At 60.8% G+C, this 19420-nt stretch carries 23 protein-coding genes and 2 tRNA genes; 8 read left to right on the top strand and 17 right to left on the bottom strand.

Annotated features, from left to right (window positions below; all coding sequences use genetic code 11):
• Nucleotides 1-185, top strand: a 185-nt coding sequence (locus tag HMPREF3044_RS13280) for a hypothetical protein (RefSeq protein ID WP_210400558.1), incomplete at its 5' end; no start/stop codon positions are given.
• A gap of 48 nt (nt 186-233) precedes the next feature.
• Here HMPREF3044_RS13280 and HMPREF3044_RS11490 read toward each other — a convergent pair.
• A complete protein-coding gene (locus HMPREF3044_RS11490) occupies nt 234-473 on the bottom strand; it encodes a HypC/HybG/HupF family hydrogenase formation chaperone (protein WP_005393823.1) in 240 nt (79 codons plus the stop codon).
• A 4-nt stretch (nt 474-477) separates the two neighbouring features.
• On the bottom strand, nt 478-1590 hold the full coding sequence (locus HMPREF3044_RS11485) for a hydrogenase (protein ID WP_070741830.1): 1113 nt from the start codon (nt 1588-1590) through the stop codon (nt 478-480).
• Between the two features lie 27 nt (nt 1591-1617).
• On the opposite strand from HMPREF3044_RS11485, the gene HMPREF3044_RS11480 reads away from it, so the two are divergent.
• A complete protein-coding gene (locus HMPREF3044_RS11480; RefSeq protein WP_070741828.1) occupies nt 1618-1956 on the top strand; it encodes a hydrogenase maturation nickel metallochaperone HypA/HybF in 339 nt (112 codons plus the stop codon).
• On the opposite strand, the gene HMPREF3044_RS11475 is transcribed toward HMPREF3044_RS11480, so the two are convergent.
• The 6 genes from HMPREF3044_RS11475 to HMPREF3044_RS12775 are packed head-to-tail and all read right to left on the bottom strand — an operon-like array spanning nt 1931 to nt 7638.
• Entirely contained in the window at nt 1931-2533 is a 603-nt protein-coding gene (locus HMPREF3044_RS11475) for a hydrogenase maturation protease (RefSeq protein WP_083318164.1), read from the bottom strand. The genes HMPREF3044_RS11480 and HMPREF3044_RS11475 overlap by 26 nt on opposite strands.
• Complete coding sequence (gene cybH / locus HMPREF3044_RS11470; protein WP_005388875.1) at nt 2533-3435, bottom strand: Ni/Fe-hydrogenase, b-type cytochrome subunit; 903 nt, start codon at nt 3433-3435, stop codon at nt 2533-2535. The genes HMPREF3044_RS11475 and cybH overlap by 1 nt, the downstream gene beginning before the upstream one ends.
• Nucleotides 3435-5189 carry a nickel-dependent hydrogenase large subunit gene (locus HMPREF3044_RS11465; protein WP_005388873.1) on the bottom strand — a complete coding sequence of 585 codons (1755 nt, stop codon included), beginning with the start codon at nt 5187-5189 and terminating at the stop codon, nt 3435-3437. The genes cybH and HMPREF3044_RS11465 overlap by 1 nt, the downstream gene beginning before the upstream one ends.
• Nucleotides 5189-6406 carry a hydrogenase small subunit gene (locus HMPREF3044_RS11460; protein ID WP_005388872.1) on the bottom strand — a complete coding sequence of 406 codons (1218 nt, stop codon included), beginning with the start codon at nt 6404-6406 and terminating at the stop codon, nt 5189-5191. Before HMPREF3044_RS11460 ends, HMPREF3044_RS11465 begins: the two co-directional genes overlap by 1 nt.
• Nucleotides 6403-7281, bottom strand: coding sequence for a hydrogenase nickel incorporation protein HypB (gene hypB / locus HMPREF3044_RS11455; protein WP_168167254.1), 879 nt, complete (start codon nt 7279-7281; stop codon nt 6403-6405). The genes HMPREF3044_RS11460 and hypB overlap by 4 nt, the downstream gene beginning before the upstream one ends.
• 24 nt (nt 7282-7305) lie before the next feature.
• Nucleotides 7306-7638: a hydrogenase maturation nickel metallochaperone HypA gene (locus tag HMPREF3044_RS12775; RefSeq protein WP_081446490.1), complete on the bottom strand. Its 333-nt coding sequence runs from the start codon at nt 7636-7638 to the stop codon at nt 7306-7308.
• 91 nt (nt 7639-7729) lie between these two features.
• Here HMPREF3044_RS12775 and hypF point away from each other — a divergent pair, with 91 nt between their 5' ends.
• Nucleotides 7730-9937 (top strand): carbamoyltransferase HypF, encoded by a 2208-nt coding sequence (hypF, locus tag HMPREF3044_RS11445; protein ID WP_246821066.1) that lies wholly within the window; start codon nt 7730-7732, stop codon nt 9935-9937.
• A 96-nt stretch (nt 9938-10033) separates the two neighbouring features.
• Nucleotides 10034-10375 carry a hypothetical protein gene (locus HMPREF3044_RS11440; RefSeq protein ID WP_246821064.1) on the top strand — a complete coding sequence of 114 codons (342 nt, stop codon included), beginning with the start codon at nt 10034-10036 and terminating at the stop codon, nt 10373-10375.
• A 44-nt stretch (nt 10376-10419) separates the two neighbouring features.
• On the opposite strand, the gene hypE is transcribed toward HMPREF3044_RS11440, so the two are convergent.
• Genes hypE through murA form a run of 4 tightly spaced genes read right to left on the bottom strand, consistent with a single transcriptional unit; the run spans nt 10420 to nt 14155 of the window.
• Entirely contained in the window at nt 10420-11487 is a 1068-nt protein-coding gene (gene hypE / locus HMPREF3044_RS11435) for a hydrogenase expression/formation protein HypE (RefSeq protein ID WP_070741812.1), read from the bottom strand.
• The gene (gene hypD / locus HMPREF3044_RS11430; RefSeq protein WP_070741809.1) at nt 11488-12630 is read right to left on the bottom strand and encodes a hydrogenase formation protein HypD; all 1143 of its coding nucleotides are present in this window, start codon (nt 12628-12630) and stop codon (nt 11488-11490) included. It abuts the gene before it with no gap.
• Nucleotides 12627-12893: a HypC/HybG/HupF family hydrogenase formation chaperone gene (locus HMPREF3044_RS11425; protein ID WP_005388855.1), complete on the bottom strand. Its 267-nt coding sequence runs from the start codon at nt 12891-12893 to the stop codon at nt 12627-12629. The genes hypD and HMPREF3044_RS11425 overlap by 4 nt, the downstream gene beginning before the upstream one ends.
• Nucleotides 12894-12898: 5 nt before the next feature.
• On the bottom strand, nt 12899-14155 hold the full coding sequence (murA, locus tag HMPREF3044_RS11420; protein ID WP_070741806.1) for a UDP-N-acetylglucosamine 1-carboxyvinyltransferase: 1257 nt from the start codon (nt 14153-14155) through the stop codon (nt 12899-12901).
• Between the two features lie 103 nt (nt 14156-14258).
• Between murA and mscL the strand changes: the two genes are divergently transcribed.
• Together mscL and HMPREF3044_RS11410 are read left to right on the top strand one after the other, a co-directional pair.
• On the top strand, nt 14259-14690 hold the full coding sequence (gene mscL, locus HMPREF3044_RS11415) for a large conductance mechanosensitive channel protein MscL (protein ID WP_083318163.1): 432 nt from the start codon (nt 14259-14261) through the stop codon (nt 14688-14690).
• Between the two features lie 66 nt (nt 14691-14756).
• On the top strand, nt 14757-15329 hold the full coding sequence (locus tag HMPREF3044_RS11410) for a cob(I)yrinic acid a,c-diamide adenosyltransferase (protein ID WP_005393799.1): 573 nt from the start codon (nt 14757-14759) through the stop codon (nt 15327-15329).
• Between the two features lie 53 nt (nt 15330-15382).
• Here HMPREF3044_RS11410 and ramA read toward each other — a convergent pair whose 3' ends face one another.
• Nucleotides 15383-16210, bottom strand: a complete 828-nt coding sequence (gene ramA / locus HMPREF3044_RS11405; RefSeq protein ID WP_260322345.1) for an acetate metabolism transcriptional regulator RamA — start codon at nt 16208-16210, stop codon at nt 15383-15385.
• 125 nt (nt 16211-16335) lie between these two features.
• Nucleotides 16336-16791, bottom strand: a complete 456-nt coding sequence (locus HMPREF3044_RS11400) for a hypothetical protein (protein WP_005388847.1) — start codon at nt 16789-16791, stop codon at nt 16336-16338.
• A gap of 157 nt (nt 16792-16948) precedes the next feature.
• Here HMPREF3044_RS11400 and cysK point away from each other — a divergent pair, with 157 nt between their 5' ends.
• Both cysK and epsC read left to right on the top strand, forming a co-directional pair.
• Nucleotides 16949-17890 carry a cysteine synthase A gene (gene cysK, locus HMPREF3044_RS11395; protein WP_141759693.1) on the top strand — a complete coding sequence of 314 codons (942 nt, stop codon included), beginning with the start codon at nt 16949-16951 and terminating at the stop codon, nt 17888-17890.
• 92 nt (nt 17891-17982) lie between these two features.
• On the top strand, nt 17983-18576 hold the full coding sequence (gene epsC / locus HMPREF3044_RS11390; protein ID WP_005388844.1) for a serine O-acetyltransferase EpsC: 594 nt from the start codon (nt 17983-17985) through the stop codon (nt 18574-18576).
• A 54-nt stretch (nt 18577-18630) separates the two neighbouring features.
• Here the strand turns inward: epsC and HMPREF3044_RS11385 are convergent, their stop codons facing one another.
• The 3 genes from HMPREF3044_RS11385 to HMPREF3044_RS11375 form a co-directional block, all read right to left on the bottom strand.
• Nucleotides 18631-18939, bottom strand: coding sequence for a GNAT family N-acetyltransferase (locus tag HMPREF3044_RS11385; protein WP_070741803.1), 309 nt, complete (start codon nt 18937-18939; stop codon nt 18631-18633).
• 106 nt (nt 18940-19045) lie between these two features.
• Nucleotides 19046-19118, bottom strand: a tRNA-Phe gene (locus HMPREF3044_RS11380).
• A 1-nt stretch (nt 19119) separates the two neighbouring features.
• Nucleotides 19120-19193, bottom strand: a tRNA-Asp gene (locus HMPREF3044_RS11375).
• Nucleotides 19194-19420: the final 227 nt, after the last annotated feature.

Genomic DNA, 19420 nt, shown 5'->3' with positions numbered 1-19420 from the left:
CACTATCGAGTTCTCACACAACATGCACACCCAACCTGCAGGCTTCACAACTTGAAGCCGCATCGCTGAGCGCTTTGTTAACTTTAGATGAATATCACGCGAATTGTCAAAACCCGGTTGAAATTCGATCTGAAGTATGTTTCACAGCCGGTTTCATTCGCACCGCTCTGTGCAACGAGGAATGAATATACACACCCCACCAGCTTCCCACAACTCCGCAGGTTAAAGCGTTTTTATTGAGGGAGATCCGTGAGGAGATCGTTGGCGTTGAGCTCGTCGATGCACTCCTGCGCCTCCTCCTCGTTCATGAGCGTCATCGCGATTTTGTTCTGAACGAGGACATAATCGCCGATTTCCGCCTCCGGCAGGTACATCAGTGAGCACCGCTTCGTCACCGCGCCGTACTGGATGGTGCCGGTGGGCAGTGGCCCGTCGGTGCGCTCAATAATCTTTCCGGGGATTCCAAAACACATGGGTCTAGTCTTCTTTCACCTTGATCGTCATTTTTCCGGGTGGCGCGGACACACAGGGCACGCACGGGTCCGCGATTCGGATCGCGCGTTCCATCTCTTCTTCGGTGTGCGCGTCGGTAAGCATCTGGGTGAGCCAGGGATCGTTCTGCGCGGTCGGCGTGAGGATCTGCGCCCCAGTGAGGATCCCGTTTTCGTCGATTTCGTAATGGTGGACGAGGATGCCACGCGGAGAGTCCACGATCCCGGTTCCGGTTTGGGATACGGGAGTTTCGGACACGTCTGCTCGTAAGTCATCGCCATAGAGGCTGGGCTTGGCGGCGAGTTCCACCATCGCTACGGCGGCATCGTACAGCTCAGCGATGGTGTCGCCGTCGACAGAGCTGAAGGCAGCGCGAGCGCGTGGGCCGACGCGGTATGACTGGCCGTCGAGAAGCGGGAAGGGTGACACGGAGCCGGGGCGGGACTCGACAACGCGCGCGGTCCAATCGGTGACGGGGAACGAGCTGAAGCTCCCGTCGCGGATGACTCCGACGATGTCGCCGAGGGGGTTGAGCTCACCGTTGCGCGAGACAAGCGCCACGTTCGTGCCCACGTACCCGCTGGAGACGTGCGCCGGCGAGGTGTTGAGCACCTCTTTAAGCTTTCCGACGAGCCGGTGAAGCGGTTCCAGATCCCATTCGGTCGCCGCCTGCGTCACTCCGCCGGGGACCGCAACCGAGGGTAAGTGCCCCGTCATGCCGATGGCTGCGCACGCGTCGCGCGCCACCTTCTTCGCGGCAACAGCTACCTCCCGATTCGTGAACAGGAGGCGCCCGGCGGCAAGGTCCAAAACGGACGCATAATGAAGGAGGAGTCGCACGTCAAGGGCGGTTTCTGGCAGGTGAGTTGCGCCGTAGATCTGGTCGAGCGCCCGCATCCCCGCCAGATGGTGGGAGATGGGGCAAATGCCGCACAGCATCTTTACGGAATCGGCGACTACGTCCACGGGTTTGCCAATGAGCAGGTGTTCTACCCGCGGGAATGTGGAGAGATCAAAGTGGCGTGTCCCGTCCTCTTCTTCCACGACGACAGCCTCGAAAGGATTGATATCGAGGTCGATACCTAGCGTTTCCGTCACTACTTTTCCTTATCTTAAGATGGGGTCATGCATGAGCTTAGCTTGTTGGCCGGAGTTGTTGACGCGGCGGTCGAAGCTGCCGCCGGACGAACGGTTAAGCAGGTGAACCTGGATGTGGGAACGATGTCCGGTGCCGTGCCCGACATTCTGGAGAACACGTGGCCGATCGCTATTGAGGGCACTCCCCTGGCGGGCACGAAACTTGAACTGACGATCATCCCCGCGACCGTTTTTTGCCCCGGCTGTAACAGCGAGCAGGAAATTGATGAGTTTTTTGCCCTAACGTGCCCCGTGTGTGGAACCCCGACCGCGGACATGCGCCACGGCAGGGAATTCCAGCTCACATCGATTGACGTTGAGAAATAATGTCTCGCACGGTGTTCGCGGCCGCAGGGACCGCTGCCTCGACCTCCGGGCTCAGCCCTACGCCAAGGTCCGCCTTTTTGGGTGCGATGCCGACAACGGCGAGGTAGCTGGGGTTATGCCCCATGAGTTTCGCGGCGGACAGGAGGTCCAGGAGCCCCACCTGGTGGGGTGAGAGCTTCGTCTTGCGCAGGCGGGGTATCTGATCGCCTTCGAGGACGATGATGTCACCTGGGCGTGCCTCGGGAACGGTGACGGCATCGATGAGGATGAGTTCGCCGGAGTCGAGGATGGCGGGCAGGAGTTCCATGCCGGAGGTTCCGCCGTCGACAAGCTCTACCCCAGGCAAGGAGAATTCCTGGGGCTCGGGGTGCGCGGATGACAGGGGCACGGGTTCGTCGGGGGCACCGACGAGCGCCCGTGCGATGGCGGGCCCAATGCCGTCGTCGCCCATGATTGGGTTGCCCACATACAGCACCGTCACACGGTTCTGCGCCTCCCCTCCCCGGCTCTGGCGAGCTTGCGAGTCAGAGCCGCGAGCTTGCGAGTCAGAGCCGTCAGCTTCCGAGTCCAGTGCCATTACGAAATATCGTCCAGGTCCACCGGGCGGACGGAGGCGCGCACCCAGCTGGTGCCACCGACCATGGAGCTCAGGGCACCGTGGCGCTCGACTACCTCGGCGCGGAAGACGAGGTAGACGTGGATGATGACGAACACCCACATGCAGAACATGAAGCTGGCGTGCAGGAGACGCATCGTCGGGATGCCGAGCCACTGCGCGGGCATCGCAAGCATTGCCCAGAACCAGTTATCGTTGACCAACGCCAGGGAGTACAGCGAGAGACCGCTGATGACCTCCATGATGCAGAGGATGTAAATACCGGTGTAGGCAAGCTGCTGCAGCGGGTTGTGCCCCACATAGAAGGGCGCATCCTTGCGCAGGAAGGCGTAGTACATGGCCATCCGGCCCGTGTTGATAACGTCTTCCTTCTTCCACCACGGCCACAGGCCACGCCAGCGCGTCTGCTTCGCCTTGGACACAAACAGCAGGTACAGGCGGACGATGCCGATCGCGCACCACAGGAAGCCGCAGCAAATGTGGATGAAGCGGATCGTGCCGAAGAGGAAGCCCGTATCTGTCGACCCAGTGTTGGTGGAGAACAGGAACGGATCCATGATGCAGTAACCCGTCACGGAGAGCATCATCACGGCGAACAGGTTCAGCCAGTGTGTGATGCGCAGACCCGCGGGCCACAGGTGGAGCTCAATGAAGTCGCCGTCCTCCATGAGGCGCGTCTTCTCACTGGCCTGGCTCTTGACGGAAGGATAGTTCTCCTGCGGAGGCTTCCAGGGGCGGCTACGCCGCTCCTCCTCCACCTCAACGTGCTGGGGAGCGTTTTCTTCCTCAACGCGGTGTATCTTCGCAGTTTCCGCTTTGAGGAATGCGTCACCGCGCGGAGCGTACTTCTTGGAGCCGTTCATTATCCGGTCACCACCGTAAAGGGACCGGACTCTTCGCCTTCGGGGTCCATGATGTGGACGGCGCAGGCCATACACGGGTCGAAGGAGTGAATGGTGCGGAGCACCTCCAGCGGCTCGTCGTTGCGCACGAGCGGGTGCTGTCCGTTTCCGGCGAGTGCCTCCTCGTACGGTCCGAGCTGACCGGTCTTGTCACGCGGCGAGGCCAGCCAGGTAGTCGGAACAACAGCCTGGTAGTTTTCCACCTTGCTGTCCTTCACGTGAATGAAGTGGCTGAGCATGCCGCGCGCCACCTCAACAAAGGCCATACCCTTGGTCTCCTTCGGCCAGCTCGACGGCTCCCATTTGGAGCCGTTGAACACGTCGATGTCGCCGTGTGCGATGCCATCGAGGAATTCCGGCAGTGTCTTCTCGATCATGTAGTCCGCGGTAGTCACGGATTCCACCGCGCGGGCGAGCGTGCGGCCGCCGGTGGAGTTCAGCTGCTCGAGGGTGATGCCGAGGGTCTTGAGAGCGTCATCGACGAGTTTCACCGTCGTCGACTCGCCCTGGTTGTAGGCGAGTAGAACGCGGGCGATGGGCCCCATCTGCATGGCGCGACCGTCGTAGCGTGGAGCCTTCGACCACGTGTACTTTTGGTCGTCGGCAAGCCACTCGTACGGCGGGGTCGGGCCCGTGTACTGCGGGGTGGTCTCACCAACGTCGGGGGTGAGCTGTGCCTCGTCGCCGTCAGCGTAGGTGTACCACGCGGAGGAAATTCCCTCGGTGATCTTCCAGGGCTCGAAGGGATGCACGGTGTGCAGGTCGCCGTCGAGGAAAACGCCGGGCTTAATCTCCGGGTGGATCGTGGGGATCCTGGATTCGGCCGGATCACCGGAGTAGGTCGCACCGGCCATACCCACGGCGAGGAAGTTCGGGGAGCTCTGTCCGATGTCGAAGTAGTCCTTGTACACGCTCATGATGGCAACGGCATCCGGGAAGTAGCAGTTGCGCACGAAGTCGTGGATTTCCTTCGTCCACTTCTTGATCTGGTCGAGGGACACCTGGTTGACGGTCTCGGACTTGTCCGGATCGATGGAGCAGGCCATGCCTCCGACGAGGAAGTTCGGGTGCGGATTCTTGCCACCGAACACCGTGTTGATGCGGATGATGGAACGCTGGAACTGCAGCGCATCCAGGTAGTGGCTGACGGCCATGAGGTTGGCCTCCGGGGGAAGCCGGTAATCCGGGTGCTCCCAGTAGCCGCCGGTGAACACGGACAGCTGGCCGGAGTCGAGGATGGACTGAACCGTCTTCTTCACCTCGGCGAAGCGGTCGACGTTGTTCCCGGACCAGGTCGAGCCGATGGAGTTAGCGAAGTCGACTGCCTTCTGCGGGTCGGCCTGGGCTGCGGAGACCACGTTGACAAAGTCCAGCGCGTGCAGGTGGTAGAAGTGAACGACGTGGTCGTGGACTTCCTGGGATTCGAGGATCAGTTCACGGATGCGACGTGCCTGGTCAGGCAGCGTGATGTCGAAGGCATCCTCGACGGCTGCGACGCTGGCGATGGAGTGCGTGCCGGTGCACACACCGCAGATGCGGCCGACGAAGGCCCACACGTCGCGGGGGTCGTGGCCCTTGACCACGGTCTCAATGCCGCGGAACTGGGTGGTCTCGGCCCACGCCTTAGAAATTTTCTTGTCGTCTGCCTCAAGCTCAATGCGGAGGTGGCCTTCGATCCTGGTGATCGGGTCGACGACTACTCGTTCGGTTGCCACTACTTCGTTCCTTCCTCGTCGCTTGTCGACGTCCTAACCGCCGTTGCGGTTCCGGTTTCCTGGGGCTTACGCACTCCATCGTAGGTTTCCAGGACGCGGTCCTCGCCGTCCTTGGTATTGAGGCGAACTTCCTTGATCATCGTGCCGGCGAAGTGTGCACCCACGCCGACGGTGGCAGCACCAATCAGGCCCCAGCCGACCTTCTGCGCGGTGGTTTCTACACCGAAGCCTTTGATGTTGGGCAACGTCTCATAAAACGGGGTGAACTTGTCAAAGAAGTCTTTTTCTGTGCAGCCGATGCACGGGTGGCCGGCACCGATGGGCCAGCCGGATTTCATGTTCCACTGGATAATCGGGCACGGGCTGAATGTGGACGGCCCCTTGCAGCCGACGTCGTACAGGCACCAACCGTTGCGGGCGCCCTCATCGTCGAAAGCGTGGACGAACTGGCCGGCATCGTAGTGCGCGCGGCGCGGGCAGGAATCGTGAATGCGCTGGTCGTATGCGAACAGCGGGCGCCCCTCGTTATCCACCTTCGGTGGCTTGCCGTGGGTCAAGATGTAGGTGATGGTGGCGGTGATGACCTCGCCGATCGGCGGGCAGCCACTGACGTTGATGACGGGCTTGTCCTTAATGATCTCGTCCACGCCAACAGCTCCGGTTGGGTTCGGTTTGGCGGCCTGCACGGAGCCGTACACCGCACACGCGCCAACGGCGAGGACAACCTCGGCGTTTTTCGCCGCGTCCTTGAGGATGGATTCAACGGAGCGACCAGCAATCGTGCAGTAGGCACCGTCTTCCTTGCGCGGAACCGAGCCGTTGACCACAAGGATGTGTGGCTGCTCAAACGTGTCGGTCATCGCCTTGTCTGCTGCGTGGCCGGAGGCGGCCATGACGAGTTCATTGTAGTTCACGCTCAGCAGGTTGAGGACGAGTTCCTCGATGGTGGTGCCACCGGAGCGCAGCACGGACTCCATACAGCCTGTGCACTCCTGCAGCTGCAGCCACACGACGTTGGGTTTTTGCACCCCGCCCAGTTTGTTGGCGATCTCCTCGGCCGCCGGGTGCAGCGAGTCCGCTGCGGCGGTAACCGGCGCGCCGAAGGCGAAGATTCCCGCCATTGACGTGCACAGACCGAGGAAGTCACGCCGCGAAAAGCCGTGGCGCTCGACGTTCTCCCACAGTGTTGGCTCTTGCCATGCTGTTGTCAGGCTCATGCGTGTTCATCTTCTTTCATTCCGTTTTCCTTACCCGCAGCGTGTGCGGTCTGGCGCGCGGCTTCCAGCCAGCCGATCGCTTCATCCATCCCCTCCCCCGTCTTCGCAGAGACGAAAAACAGCTCCGCGTCCGGGTTGACGGTGTGGACGTTGCGTTTGAACAGATCCATGTCGAAATCTAAGTACGGAGCGAGGTCCATCTTGTTGACGAAGATGGCCCCCACGGAGCGGAACATCACCGGGTATTTCAGGGGCTTGTCCTCCCCCTCGGTGATGGAAAAGACCATTGCCTTGGCATGCTCGCCGACCTCGAATTCTGCGGGGCATACGAGGTTGCCGACGTTCTCGATGAGAACCACGTCAAGCGCGGGGAGATCCAGCCCCTCCAGCGCGTGCGCCACCATAGGCGCGTCGAGGTGGCATTCCCCACCGAAGCCGTGGCCTGTGTTCAGAAGGGAAATTTGGGCCCCGAATCCCTCCAAGCGGTCGGCATCGAGCGAGGTTTCAATGTCACCCTCGATGATGCCGTACCGGGTGGTGTCGGCGGTTTTTTCGAGGACCCGGCGGACGAATTCGGTCTTGCCTGCCCCCGGCGAGCTCATCAGGTTAATGGACACGACCCCCGCCGCGTCGAGCGCTGCCCGGTTGGCATCCGCCTTGCGGTCATTTTCACTAAAGATATCTTCGAGCACATCGATTCGCTGCTCACCCGTGTCATAGCCCGAGTGATCCCCGTAGTCGTGCTCATGCGAATGGCCGTGGTCATGGTCATGTGTATGGCCGTGATCATGGTCATGTGTATGGCCGTGATCATGGTCGTGCAAGTGATGATGCGCATGAACGGTCCCGTCGTCATGGCGGTGGAAGCGTCCCATGAAAGTCCTGATCCTCTCCGGTATTTATGTCTTCACATCAATGCTGACAACCCGGAACTCATTTCCAGCGATGACTCGCGTTGGGGCTTCGCACCGATGGCAGGTGACATCGGGAACGCCACGAAGAACCCGTGTATGACCGTTTTCGCACTCCACTACAGCGTCGATCTCATTAATAATGAGTGTGCTGCCGGCGAGTCCGCTACGGGCACTGACAAAGGTCCACGCGTGGACGAGTGTCTCCGGCACAACCTGACGAAGCGCCCCAATATCCAACCGAATGGTGGTTACGGGGCGCCCACGTGCTGCGCGAGACACCACTCGAGCCAACTGCTGACTTAAGGCTACCTCATGCACACCCCAATATTAGAGTATGGCTCCCCTTTCTAAACCCCTCCACCCCCTAGTGATAAAACGCCCTCTCACCGTGCAGGATAGGCTAGAAAACATGACAGTGGTTCGCAAGCGACTGACGATTTACGGCGTGGTTCAAGGCGTGGGATTTCGTCCGCACGCCGTACAAAAAGCCCGTTTACACGCAGTAACCGGATGGGTGACGAACACGGACGCCGGTGTCATCGTGGAAGCCCAAGGCGCACCCGACGAGGTCGACCGTGCGCTCGCGGACATCACCACCGACCTCCCACCACTGGCCTTCATAAGTTACACAAACGTGCAAAGTATTACCCCCATCAATGGGGAGAATAGCTCCTTTTCTGTCATTCCGTCCCACCGGGACGGCACAGCCAAAACTCTCCTCCCCCCGGATACGGCTATGTGCGAGGACTGCCGGAGGGAGTTCCATGACCCGGAAAACCGTCGTTACCACTATCCGTTCATCACGTGTACCAACTGCGGTCCTCGTCTTACCATCATCCGGGATCTTCCCTACGACCGGCCGCGGACGACGATGGCTGAGTTCCCCCTGTGTCCTGATTGTGAGCGCGAGTACACCGACCCCGATAACCGCCGTTACCACGCACAGCCCATCAGCTGCTACGAGTGTGGCCCCACCGCGTGGCTCGAGTACGACGAGCCGAATCTCGCGCCCGAAAAGCTGACCCGAGAAAACGTCGAAACACTGAAAGAAAAGGTATCCAAGCTCTTCGACTCCGGTGCCATCGTTGCGGTCAAAGGCATCGGGGGATTCCACCTCATGTGCGACGCGCGCAACGAAGAAACCGTCGAGAAGCTAAGACAGAGAAAACAGCGACCCGACAAGCCATTCGCTGTTATGGTTCCGCGAACGAGCGAGCCACAGACGGCGGCAGCCCCCATTGAGCTCGTCAATGATTTCGACGAGCCCCTTGCCCCGTCGGTTAACCCGAGACTTTCCCGCGTGGGCATCTTCTCCCCCTACTCGCCCCTCCACGAACTCATCTGCGACCGGCCACTCGTGGCTACCTCCGGAAACCTCTCCAGCGAGCCGCTCATCACCACTAACGACGATGCCCGGCGCTTCCTCGGCCCCGCCGCCCGCCGCCCGCTTGCCGATGCCCTCCTCCTCCACGACCGTCCCATTCACCTCCCCGTCGAAGACTCCGTCGTCCTCGGCCGCCTCCCCATCCGCCGCTCCCGGGGCTTCGCACCGCTGCCGGTGCAGCTCCCCGGCACCCGGCGCGTCCTCGCTGTCGGGGGCGACATGAAAAACACGTTTACCCTCACCACCAGCTCGTTTGCACATGTTTCCCCGCACATCGGTGAGATGCACTCGCTTGCCGCCAGGAAGGCGTTTCGCACCTCGCTCGCCCAGCTACGGGCCCTCACTGGCGCCGACCCGGAGCTTATCGTCTGCGACATGCACCCCGACTTCGCCACCGCCGACATCGCTGATGAGCTCGCCTTATCCCTCGGCGTTCCACTCGTCGCCGTCCAGCACCACCACGCCCACGCACTGTCGCTGCTGGCCGAAAACCCCGCGCTTTACCGCGCAGACTCGGGTCCACAAACTCCCACACCCACCGTCGCCGTCGCCACCCTCGACGGCACGGGCTACGGCACCGACGCCACGATCTGGGGCGGGGAGATCCTTCTCCTAGGCCCCGACCGCACCACGTTCACCCGCGCCTGGCACCTGCCCACCTTCCGGCTCGTCGGCGGTGACGCTGCCGTCAAGAGCCCGCACCGCATCGCCCTTGGCCTCTGCCGCGACTGGGGGCTTGCCTCCCCCGCTCCGATCCCGCAGGTGGAGCTCTCCCTCGATCGCGACATCGGCACCGTCCGGACCTCTTCGCTGGGGAGGCTTTTCGACGCCTGCGCCTACCTCATCGGTCTTGTGCAGGACCATGTGACGTATGAGGGGCAGGCGGCGATGGAGTTCGAAGCTCTTGCCCTCACCAACAAGAAACAGGTTTCTACCTGCGCCACCACTCCAAAAACGGCGGTCCAGGAGCTCCTCGCCGACCCCAACCCCGCCCGTGCGGCGGCCAGGTTCCACCTCGCCATCGGCCGCATCATCGGGAAAGAGCTCAAAGCCACGGGGGCGGACGTGTTCGGCGTTTCCGGCGGGTGTGCCGCCAATCAACTCCTCGTTTCTGCAATAAAAGACGAGGTGGGGACGGAAAACCTGATAACCCATCACATCGTCCCGCCGGGAGACGGTGGCCTCAGCCTCGGACAGGCGCTGTACGGAAGGCTCGCCCCAGAGCTTTCCTAGATCGACGTCCTTCTCGAAGCTTTACGTGTGCACATCCCAAAGGACAAAGATATATTGGCAATTGCCAGTTACATACAAAGAATAGGGATCACTCACATGACACGTTCATCTTTTTACGCTTGCGCGTGCAGCGTTCTCCTTGGTTTAGCTGTCTACAGCACTGCGCTGCGGATCACCCTCCTCACCTTTGTCGCGGCGATACTCCTGTGTGCCCTCGCCATTTTTGAATACCGCCACGCCACAGCCCGTCGCCCCATAAACCGGACAATGTCGCTCAGTATCCTCGTGGCAATCATCCCACTCGTCGTCGCCTATCTCGGCACGTTCTCCAACGTTACGGCCCTCATCCTAGGACTTGTGGCGAGTGCGCTCGCTTGGTTCGTGATTAGGCTCAACACGACTGAGGACAAGGCCGGTACGACAGCCGACAGCGAATAAAAGTGCCACCAGCACAGGCAGGTGGCACTTTCTTCTTTTCCTGTTTAGCAGATCCTCGGCAGTGGATCGCCCACAAGCATGTCCACCATGCGGGTGCCGCCGAAGCCAGTGACGAGCACGACCGCGCCCGCGGGCTCCTCGGCCACTTCGCCGATGCGGGTGGCACCCTCGAAACCCGCATCGTGGAGGGCGGTGACGGCAGCGTCCGTGTCCGCCGGGTCCACGACGGCGAGGAAGGTGCCCTCGTTGGCCACGTACAGGGGGTCGATTCCCAGCATGTCGCACGCCGCGCGGGTCATGTCGCATACGGGGATGACGTCATCATCAAGCACGAGCCCCAGCCCCGAGCCGCGGGCGAGCTCGTTGAGGACGGTCGCCACCCCACCGCGCGTGGCATCCCGCATGAAGTGCACCGTTGCAGCTCCGGTGAGCTTATCCACAGCCCCGTTCAGCGCCCGGGTATCCGACTCAATCGGCGCCGAGATCGCGAGATCCCCGCGTGCCATCATGACGGCCATCCCATGATCGGCGATGGGGCCTGAGCAAATCACCTGGTCACCGGGCTTAACCTCCTGGTAAGAGAGGGTGAGATCCGTGGCTCCCGCCCCCGCAGTGGTGATGTACAGCTTGTCGGCTTTCCCCTTCGGCACCACCTTGGTATCGCCGGCGACGATCTTCACGCCCGCCGCGCCAGCGGCGGCCTTCATATCGGCGACAACTTTCTTCAGCGTTTCGATCTCCAGGCCCTCCTCCAGGATGAAGGAGGCAGTGATTAAGGGGTGGGTGGCGCCCGCCATGGCGAGATCGTTGACGGTGCCGTTGACGGCCAGGTCACCGATCGACCCACCGGGGAAGAAAATAGGGTTGACCACGTACGAGTCCGTAGAAAGCGCGACGCGGGTGCCGGTTACCTCGGCGATGGCGGCATCTCCCTCGGGGTTGCCGAAGGCTTCCTGGAAGACGTGGGCTGTCAGCGCTGCGGAGGCCTTGCCCCCGGCGCCGTGGGAGAGGGTGATGTGGTCGTCGCGAAGCCTGAAGCCCCGGGAGCGAACCCGGTCAATATTGGCGTTGACCTTGGTTTCATCCTCGTTGAGGCGATTCTTGGGTTGCATTTACTTTCCACCCTTCGCAGCGATCTTCAGTGTGAGTTCGCGGTCAATGCGGCCGAAGTTGTAGTAGGCGGCGCAGGCACCTTCCGGCGACACCATGCACGTACCGATCGGTGTATCGGGGGTGCAGGCGGTGCCGAATACCTTGCATTGCCAGGGCTTAATGTGGCCGGCAAGCACGGCACCGCACTCGCAGGCCTTCGGATCCTCGACGCGATTGCCCGGCAGGACGAAACGCTTTTCCGCATCCCACTTGGCGTACTCCTCGGAGATCCCCAGACCGGAATCGTCGAGTTCGCCGAGACCGCGCCACTCGAAGGTATCGCGGACGGTAAAGACGTTATCCATCATCTTCAATGCAGCGAGGTTCCCCTCCGGCTTCACCACACGGGAGTACTCGTTTTCCACCGTGGCTGCGCCACGCAGGAACTGCTGGACGAGCATGTGTACCGACTGCAGCACGTCGAGAGGCTCGAAGCCTGCGACGACGACGGGCCGGTCGTAGTCCTTGGGGAGGAACTCGAAGGCATCCGTGCCCACAATGGTGGCCACGTGACCGGGTCCGATGAAGCCGTCGACCTTTGCCCCGCCGCCGTCAACGATCTTTTGCAGCGGTGGCTGGATGGTGACGTGGTTGGAGAAGATAGAGAAGTTATCGATGTCCTCCTCCTTCGCCTTCTGCAGCGTCACGCAGGTTGACGGTGCCGTCGTCTCGAAGCCGACGGCGAAGAACACCACGTGCTTGTCCGGGTTCTGGCGGGCGATCTCCAGGGCGTCGAGAGGAGAGTACACAAAGCGCACATCGCAACCGGCGGCACGCGCCTGCAGGAGGGATGTGCCGTCAGAACCGGGCACGCGCATCATGTCACCGAAGGTGGTGAGGATAACGCCCTCCTGGTGGGCAAGCCACATGGCGTCGTCGACGCGCCCCATTGGGATGACGCACACGGGGCAGCCGGGGCCGTGGATGAGGTTGATGTTTTCCGGCAGGAGATTTTCCAGGCCGTAGCGGTAGATGGTGTGGGTGTGTCCACCGCACACTTCCATCAGGTTGATGGGCTTTTCTAGTTTGGCCGCGTCTTCTTTGATCGCCTTGATGAGGTCCTTCGCGGCCTTCGGGTCACGGAATTCGTCTACGTATTTCAAATCCTGGACCCCTTGAAGCTCTCGAGCTCATCCTCATACGTGTTGCCACCCAGCTGCTTGATTTGCTGCAGCGTCATCTGGGCCTCGTCATCGTCGATCATCGACAAAGCGAAGCCCACATGAACCAGGACCCAATCGCCGGGGGCGAGTGGGGCGTCGGCAAGCAGATCAGTGGCGATCATGCGGGTGACACCACTCATGGACACTTGAGCGCGAGATTCGTTGACAACGTCAACGACTTGCGCGGGAACACCTAGACACATGGTGCCTAGTCTACAACCCGCCTCACATCCGCCCCGAGGGCGTTCAGGTTCTCCACGAAGTGCGGGTATCCGCGATCGATGTGATACACGTCATTGACCTCTGTGTCCCCGTCGGCGACGAGGCCGGCCAACACCAGGCCCGCACCCGCACGAATGTCGGAGGCCCACACCGGTGTGGAACTCAGTCGATCCACACCGCGAATGAGGACGTGGTGCCCATCGATCGTCGCATCGGCACCGAGGCGCATCATCTCGTCCACGAAGCGGAAACGTGCCTCGAACACGTTCTCCGTGATAATACTGTTGCCCTCAGAAATCGATGCCAGCCCGACCGCCATCGGCTGCATATCCGTGGGGAAGCCAGGAAACGGCAGCGTCTGGTAATCCACGCCACGCGGACGCGCATCCTGACGCACGCGGAAACCGCGATCGTACGTCTCCACCGACGCACCCACCATCTTCAACTTCTGCAACACGAGGTGGAGGTGCTGCGGGGAAATCCCGCCCACAGTAATGTCGCCGCGGGTCATCGCCGCCGCGTACGCCCACGTCCCCGCCACGATGCGGTCGCCCACCACCTCGTGGGTTGTCGGATGGAGCTTGTCGACGCCCTCAATGGTCAAGGTTGACGTCCCCGCGCCACTGATCCGCGCGCCCATCGAATTGAGCATCGCGCAGATATCGGAGATCTCCGGCTCGCGGGCGGCGTTGTACAGCGTCGTCGTGCCCTCCGCGAGGACGGCTGCGGTGAGGATGTTCTCCGTCGCCCCCACCGAGGGGAAAGCGAGCTTGATCTGCGCACCTTGTAATTTTTCGGCCTCGGCAACGACACAGCCGTGCTCGATGCGGGTCGTGGCACCGAGCTTCTCCAGGCCCGACTGGTGCATGTCCAGGGGGCGGGAGCCAATCGCATCGCCGCCGGGGAGAGCCACCATCGCGCGCTTGCAGCGGCTGGTGAGGGGACCCAAGACACACACGGAGGCGCGGAATTGCCGCACCGCCTGAAAATCTGCGCGGTAGTTGACTTCCTTCGGCGTATTCACCGTGACGGTGGAGCCTTCGATGGTCACCGTGCAGCCGAGGCCTTCGAGGACGTCGCGCATGAGCGGTACGTCGCCGATTTCCGGGCAATTAGTTAGCGTGGTTTCGCCCTCGGCAAGCAGGCACGCGGCCATCAGCTTGAGGACAGAGTTCTTGGCGCCGTCAACGCGCACAACGCCTTCGAGGCGGGCGCCACCATGGACAATAAAACGATCACTCACGCTTTACTAGCCTACTTGCACCCCAACGGGGGCGCAGTTTGCAACTCTCATGCAAAACGGTATTAAGATATCCCCGGTTAAAAATCATAAGAAAGGAATTATTGTGCAGGCGGTAATTAAAGAGAATTTCGAGGGTTTCAAAGCTTTCCTCATGCGTGGCAACGTCGTTGACCTCGCCGTCGCTGTGGTTGTTGGTGCAGCCTTCACCTCTATCGTCAATGCTTTTACCTCCAACATCATTAACCCCCTCATCGCCGCCCTCGGTGGCGCAGAGGTGAAGGGCTTCGGCATCCACATCATCGCCGGCAACGACGCTACGTTTATCGATTTCGGCGCCCTCATCACCGCCGTCATTAACTTCCTTATCGTCGCCTCCGTCGTGTACTTCCTCTTCGTTCTACCCATGAACAAGTACAAGGAAATGCGCGCCAAGACGCTCGGCCTCGACCCCAAGGCGGAGGAAACCCCCGAAAACGTCGTCCTGCTCAAGGAAATCCGCGACCTCATGCTCGCCGAGCAGAAGAAGCAACAATAACCTGCTTCTGATTTTTCACCCCGCAATCCTGGTTGCGGGGTCTTTTTTGTCTGTACCCTGGAAACTATGGCTGTACACATTACGAAGATTTACACCCGCACAGGCGACGACGGCACGACGGGGCTGTCCAACTTCGACCGCGTCCCCAAGTACGATTCCCGCCTGGAAGCCTACGCAGACTGCGAAGAGGCCAACGCCATGATCGGCCAGGTCCTCGCCCTCGGCGAGCCGAGCGAAAAGACCGCCGGTATCCTGCGTCGCGTCCAAAACGAGCTTTTCGACTGCGGCGCCGATCTAGCCACGCCCGTGGAGGAAAACCCCAAGTACCCGCCCCTGCGAGTGGAGGCTTCCTACATCGAGCGGATGGAACAGGAAATCGACGAGCTCAACGAGAACGTCCCCAACCTGGACTCCTTCATCTTGCCCGGTGGCTCCCCCACCGTTGCGCTTATTCACTCCGCACGTATCATCACCCGCCGCGCCGAGCGCTGCGCCTGGCGGGCCATCGATGAGAACCCGGACACCACCAACGTGCTCACCGCCAAGTACCTGAACCGCCTGTCCGATCTCCTCTTCGTTATCGGCCGCGTGGAGGCTGACGGCGGTGACGTGAAGTGGGTGCCCGGCGCTAGCCGCTAACCCACAAGAAAACGCCCCTGACATGCGTCGGGGGCGTTAAAACGTGGGGATTTTTACGGCAGTGCGCCGATGCGGCGGGCGGCGTTGACCGCCTCGTAGCGGGTGTGGGCGCCGAGCTTACGCATGACGCTGCGCAGGTAGCTCTTCACTGTCTCCGCGCCGATGCCCATTTCCTTGGCGGCCTCCACGTTGGTGTGGCCGAGAGCGACACAGCTCAGGACATCGAGTTCGCGGGCGGAGAGCTTCGTCGTCGGCTTGATCCGCACGGGGGCGATCATCTGATCGCAGAGAACCTCCAGCTCATTGCGGACTTCCTCGTCGGTGATGCGGTTTGCAAGCATCCGCAGCTTTGAGTGCGTGGAGCGCACCTGCTCCCACTCGGCACCGTTGAGGGAACGCCCGTGCTTGAGAGAGGAAGGACGGGTGGTGTCCGAGCGTCGAAAAGCATGATTGATGGCGAGGTCTTGCTCGAGCGCCCGAGCGGTCATCGTGACCTCCTCAATGACCTTGTCCCCAAGGCGGACCGGGGAGTGAACACCAACGTAGAGGACACCGACGATGTCCCGCTGAACAATGACGGGAACGGCGACGATGGAGTGCAGCCCCTCGTCCTGTATGGCACGGTCATGCTCGTGGGTGATGTTGCCGGCGCGCGTGTAGTCGGTCACACCGACGGGGCGGCGGGTGTTCACAACGCGGCCGCCGACACCGCAGCCAGGAGCGATGGTGAGGTTTTGGAGAGCCGGTGTACGCAGGCCCACCCAGGACGTAATTTGTAGCGACCCGTCTGTTGCGACCATGGAATACATGGTCACAGGGATGCCGGTTGCCGTTTTCAAATTGGTCAGCGACGCGCGGATGGCGTCATCATCATCCTTCATGCGCTGGATCTCCACGAGAATTCCTCCTGCGTTATACCCCCAACTAGGTACACCTTAGTGGGGTGGTTATACAGCTTTCTACGTGAAGTATAAACCACCCATGGGGGTAAAAAGAAATACCCTCTCTACTTCTGCCCTCGTTTCCACTCCGCGTAGGCCTCCATCGTGGAGATTCTCCCCTTCAGCTCCTCTTCGAGCATGGAAGCCCAGCGCGCCTCCGCCATGCCGCCGATTATAGGAATATCCACGGTATATACGGCTTCGACGTGTTCTTCAGTAGTGGTCTCGTCGATGGGGGTGAACGTGTGCGTTCGCGTGGTTTTCAGCTTCCCCGTCGCAGTTCCCTCACCCGTCTGAGTGAAACCTGTGGTATTGAACGGCTCAAGGGTGTAGGTAAAGCTCGCGCCCGCATTATCGACGTTGATGAGGTAGGCACCAGTAAAGGTCTGCGTCACGCTGACGTTGTTTTCTTCCTCACCCTCCTCGCTTGTCGACGAGTAAAACTGCGGATGCAGCAAACAGCTGTGAATCTCCTCGAGGGAGGCGTTGATCGTATGGGTTGCTTCTCGCCTTTCGGTCATGCTGTTAACGGTACAGCTATTGCCCCTTTCCGGCACGAAAACTCGTTAAACAGACCGCCTAGTCTATCTTATGAGAACCGTTCAGTCTAGACAATGGAGGTTGGCGGGTGTACAGTGGCAACCAACAAAAGCAATCAACGTTAAGGAGACACTTTCCATGGCTATCTACGAAAACATCACCGACACCATTGGCAACACCCCCCTTGTTCGCCTTCACAAGCTCACCGAAGGCCTCGAGGCCGACGTGCTCGTCAAGGTCGAGTCTTTTAACCCCGCCAACTCCGTCAAGGACCGCATCGGTAAGGCCATTATTGACGCAGCCGAGAAGTCCGGCGAACTGAAGCCCGGCGGCACCATCGTCGAGGCCACCTCGGGCAACACCGGCATCGCCCTCGCCATGGTCGGCGCAGCCCGCGGCTACAAGGTCATCCTCACCATGCCCGAGACCATGTCCCTCGAGCGTCGCGTCATGCTCCGCGCCTACGGTGCCGAGATTGTCCTCACCCCGGGCGCAGCAGGCATGCAGGGTGCCGTCGACAAGGCCAACGAGATCCTCGCCTCCACCGACAACGCCATCCTCGCCAACCAGTTCTCCAACCCCGCCAACCCCGCCATTCACCGCGAAACCACCGCCAAGGAAATCCTCGCCGATACCGACAACAAGGTCGATATCTTCATCGCCGGCTTCGGCACCGCAGGCACCGTCTCCGGTGTTGGCGAAGTACTCAAGGAAAACAACGCCGACACCCAAATCATCGCCGTCGAACCCGCCGACTCCCCGCTCCTCTCCGAAGGCCGCGCAGGCTCCCACAAGATCCAGGGCATCGGCGCAAACTTCATCCCCGAAGTAATGGACCGCAAGGTCATCGACGAATTCCGCACCGTCACCAACGACGACGCCATTAACACCGCCCGCAAACTCGCCACCGATGAGGGCATCCTCGGCGGCATCTCCTCCGGCGGCAACGTCTTCGTCGCCCTCGAGGAGGCCAAGAAGCCCGAGAACAAGGGCAAGACTATCGTCACCGTCATCACCGACTACGGCGAGCGCTATGTGTCGACGGTCCTGTTTGAGGATATCCGCACCGAGTGGTCCTAACACCCACAAGATTTGCCCCGCTACCTGCGGGGCATTTTTTATTTTGGGTAGATGGCCGACACGCACCCCCGCGCGTCCGTTACCATGTACCCATGTTTCGTGTAATTTCCATGATCCGCGAGGATCTCAAGGCCGCCAGGGACCATGATCCGGCTGCCCGTGGCGACGCCGAAATCGCCGTCGTCTACTCGGGCCTTCACGCCATCTGGGTTCACCGCATCGCACACTGGCTATGGAAAAACGGACACTGTACTTCCGCCCGCATCATTTCCCAGTTGAACCGCTTCTTCACGGGAATTGAAATCCACCCCGGTGCCACGATTGGCCGCCGCTTCTTCATCGACCACGGCATGGGCATCGTCATCGGTGAAACGACAGAAATTGGCGATGATGTCATGCTCTACCACGGTGTGACTCTCGGTGGGCAGGATCTGACCAAGACCAAGCGCCACCCCACGCTCGGAAACAACGTCACCGTGGGCGCAGGCGCGAAGGTGCTCGGCCCCATTACTATCGGCGACGGGTGCGCTATCGGCGCCAACGCCGTCGTCACGAAGGATGTGCCCCCGTGTCACATCGCGGTCGGCATCCCGGCGAAGAACCGCCCCCGGATGCATCACGAGCAGCAAAAGCTCGTGGACCCCGATGTCTACATCGCCCAGGAGTTTGGCACCTGGATTATCTAGAACAAAAATGAGCCGGAGCCCGAAAGGCTCCGGCTTTTGCTTTGCGCGAAAATTCTAGCGCTCGTCCTCACCAGCAATGAGATCCGCGTACTCACCGTTCTTGGCAATGAAATCTGCCACAGCAGAGCACGTCGGGATGACCTTCAAGCCTGCCTCGCGCGTGTCGTCGAGAGCAAAGGCGATGAGCTCCTTGGACAGCCCCTGGCCGCGGTAGTCTCCCTCAATCACCGTGTGGTTGAAGTTGCGGACGCCGTCAGACTCCTCGTAGGCGGCGTAGCCGGCCACATCCTGGTTCACCTGGACGGTGTAGCGGGAATTATCTGCATCGTGGCGGATCTCTTTGTTGATTTCGGATTCGACCATAATTCTTACTCCTTACTCTCTACAACCATGTACCGCGCCTCGCGAAAGACGCATCTTCCAGTATGCCAAAAAATCCCCCGGAGGATCTCCGGGGGATTTTAGAAGGTGGCGCGGGACAGGATCGAACTGTCGACCTTCCACTTTTCAGGCGGACGCTCTACCGACTGAGCTACCGTGCCGCGACCCTGACGGGACTTGAACCCGCGACCTCCGCCGTGACAGGGCGGCGCGCTAACCAACTGCGCCACAGGGCCACATACAAGGACACCCGCTGGGGTGTCGTATGCACGAGTTGTAAGTGTATACAACGCCCCGTTATTGTCGCAAATCCGCAGGTTAGAACGGCTTTCTTGTGCAAAGGGTGCCCGCCGATCCCCTACCACCATGAGCGCACTGCCCCACTCTACACACGAAAAAATCGTCCCACACGAAGCGAGACGATTCCCTTGGCGACCCTGACGGGACTTGAACCCGCGACCTC

The sequence above is a fragment of the Corynebacterium sp. HMSC073D01 genome (genome assembly GCF_001815555.1).
In the GTDB taxonomy this organism is placed as follows: Bacteria; Actinomycetota; Actinomycetes; order Mycobacteriales; family Mycobacteriaceae; genus Corynebacterium; species Corynebacterium glucuronolyticum.
The sequence above is the reverse complement of the archived record's forward strand: the minus strand, read 5'-3'. Positions and strand labels throughout refer to the sequence as shown.

Bases quoted from the DNA above. Each gene is read 5' to 3' on its own strand.
- HMPREF3044_RS11490 (WP_005393823.1), bottom strand. From the start codon at position 473: ATGTGTTTTGGAATCCCCGGAAAGATTATTGAGCGCACCGACGGGCCA.
- cybH (WP_005388875.1), bottom strand. From the start codon at position 3,435: ATGAACGGCTCCAAGAAGTACGCTCCGCGCGGTGACGCATTCCTCAAA.
- hypF (WP_246821066.1), top strand. From the start codon at position 7,730: ATGACAGTGGTTCGCAAGCGACTGACGATTTACGGCGTGGTTCAAGGC.
- HMPREF3044_RS11480 (WP_070741828.1), top strand. From the start codon at position 1,618: ATGCATGAGCTTAGCTTGTTGGCCGGAGTTGTTGACGCGGCGGTCGAA.
- ramA (WP_260322345.1), bottom strand. From the start codon at position 16,210: ATGAAGGATGATGATGACGCCATCCGCGCGTCGCTGACCAATTTGAAA.
- hypE (WP_070741812.1), bottom strand. From the start codon at position 11,487: ATGCAACCCAAGAATCGCCTCAACGAGGATGAAACCAAGGTCAACGCC.
- hypB (WP_168167254.1), bottom strand. From the start codon at position 7,281: ATGGGACGCTTCCACCGCCATGACGACGGGACCGTTCATGCGCATCAT.
- HMPREF3044_RS11475 (WP_083318164.1), bottom strand. From the start codon at position 2,533: ATGGCACTGGACTCGGAAGCTGACGGCTCTGACTCGCAAGCTCGCGGC.
- cysK (WP_141759693.1), top strand. From the start codon at position 16,949: ATGGCTATCTACGAAAACATCACCGACACCATTGGCAACACCCCCCTT.
- HMPREF3044_RS11400 (WP_005388847.1), bottom strand. From the start codon at position 16,791: ATGACCGAAAGGCGAGAAGCAACCCATACGATCAACGCCTCCCTCGAG.
- HMPREF3044_RS11425 (WP_005388855.1), bottom strand. From the start codon at position 12,893: ATGTGTCTAGGTGTTCCCGCGCAAGTCGTTGACGTTGTCAACGAATCT.
- HMPREF3044_RS11385 (WP_070741803.1), bottom strand. From the start codon at position 18,939: ATGGTCGAATCCGAAATCAACAAAGAGATCCGCCACGATGCAGATAAT.
- epsC (WP_005388844.1), top strand. From the start codon at position 17,983: ATGTTTCGTGTAATTTCCATGATCCGCGAGGATCTCAAGGCCGCCAGG.
- HMPREF3044_RS11460 (WP_005388872.1), bottom strand. From the start codon at position 6,406: ATGAGCCTGACAACAGCATGGCAAGAGCCAACACTGTGGGAGAACGTC.
- HMPREF3044_RS11410 (WP_005393799.1), top strand. From the start codon at position 14,757: ATGGCTGTACACATTACGAAGATTTACACCCGCACAGGCGACGACGGC.
- HMPREF3044_RS11440 (WP_246821064.1), top strand. From the start codon at position 10,034: ATGACACGTTCATCTTTTTACGCTTGCGCGTGCAGCGTTCTCCTTGGT.